The following is an 812-nucleotide window of genomic DNA, read 5'->3' as shown; positions in this document are numbered from 1 at the left end:
CCCACCGTCGAAGTTGAAGATGACAATGTCACCGGCTTGTGGCCATTCTTGCCCTAGCCAGATGCCTTGCTCCTGGAACCAGGCTAGGTGGCGTGGGACGCCACACTCTCGGCCAATCAGGTGACTGATACCTGATTCATCCCCGCAGACGGTGACGAAGAGGTCGCACCAGTCGTCTCCGTATTGGACCTGGTAGCCGACTGGGATAGGGCTGACTGAATTATAGGAATCCACCATGGCCAAGTGGTCGTCAGACCATTGACTGGTGCCCAGGTAGCTCTGGGCTACTCTGATAAGTTTATCGGCCTGTCCCATGGTCGTCACCGCCCTTCTTCCAATAGTCTAGGCTAGACTTCTGAATTAGTGCGCCTAGGAAGATGGCGACTAGGTTAATTGTCGCAACTAGCTGACTGGTTGGCGCCCAGCCATAGAGGTCGCCTAAGCCTGAAGCTAAGACGGCTAGGGCGGGCAGGAAGATTAGTACTAGCCACTTGAGCGCATCATAGTATTTATTATCTAAGTTCATTTGCTTACTTCCTTTCTTCTAACAGTGTTTCTATCTTGGTTATGCGCAGATCCATTGAAGCTAGGCGGTCATCAATAGTCTTAACAACCAACTTATTAGCCTCAATCTCTAGCTGCATCTCATCTATGCGGAGGATGAGGCTTTGGATGGCAGTAATGAGGTTGACTAGCTTGCTAATCAGGGTGATCACTGCCACCGTTGCCGATGCCAAGCCTCCAATTTCTAATAAGCTCATCCGACTCATCTCCTTTCTTACATATGAATAAGGGACCCGCTCCGCGGGTCC

Annotated in this window: 2 protein-coding genes and 1 pseudogene; all 3 read right to left on the bottom strand. The window is 51.0% G+C overall.

The features are described from left to right. Positions 1-324: pseudogene (locus HMPREF3093_RS09830) on the bottom strand (N-acetylmuramidase); the annotation flags it as partial. Beyond that, positions 299-526 (bottom strand): phage holin, encoded by a 228-nt coding sequence (locus tag HMPREF3093_RS07555; RefSeq protein WP_070756376.1) that lies wholly within the window; start codon positions 524-526, stop codon positions 299-301. The pseudogene HMPREF3093_RS09830 and the gene HMPREF3093_RS07555, both read right to left, overlap by 26 nt. 4 nt (positions 527-530) lie before the next feature. Further along, a complete protein-coding gene (locus HMPREF3093_RS07550) occupies positions 531-761 on the bottom strand; it encodes a hypothetical protein (protein WP_023391806.1) in 231 nt (76 codons plus the stop codon). Positions 762-812 lie beyond the last annotated feature (51 nt).

The organism is Abiotrophia sp. HMSC24B09, from assembly GCF_001815865.1.
In the GTDB taxonomy this organism is placed as follows: Bacteria; Bacillota; Bacilli; order Lactobacillales; family Aerococcaceae; genus Abiotrophia.
Note: the sequence above shows the minus strand (reverse complement) of the source record. Positions and strands in the feature narration are given on the sequence as shown.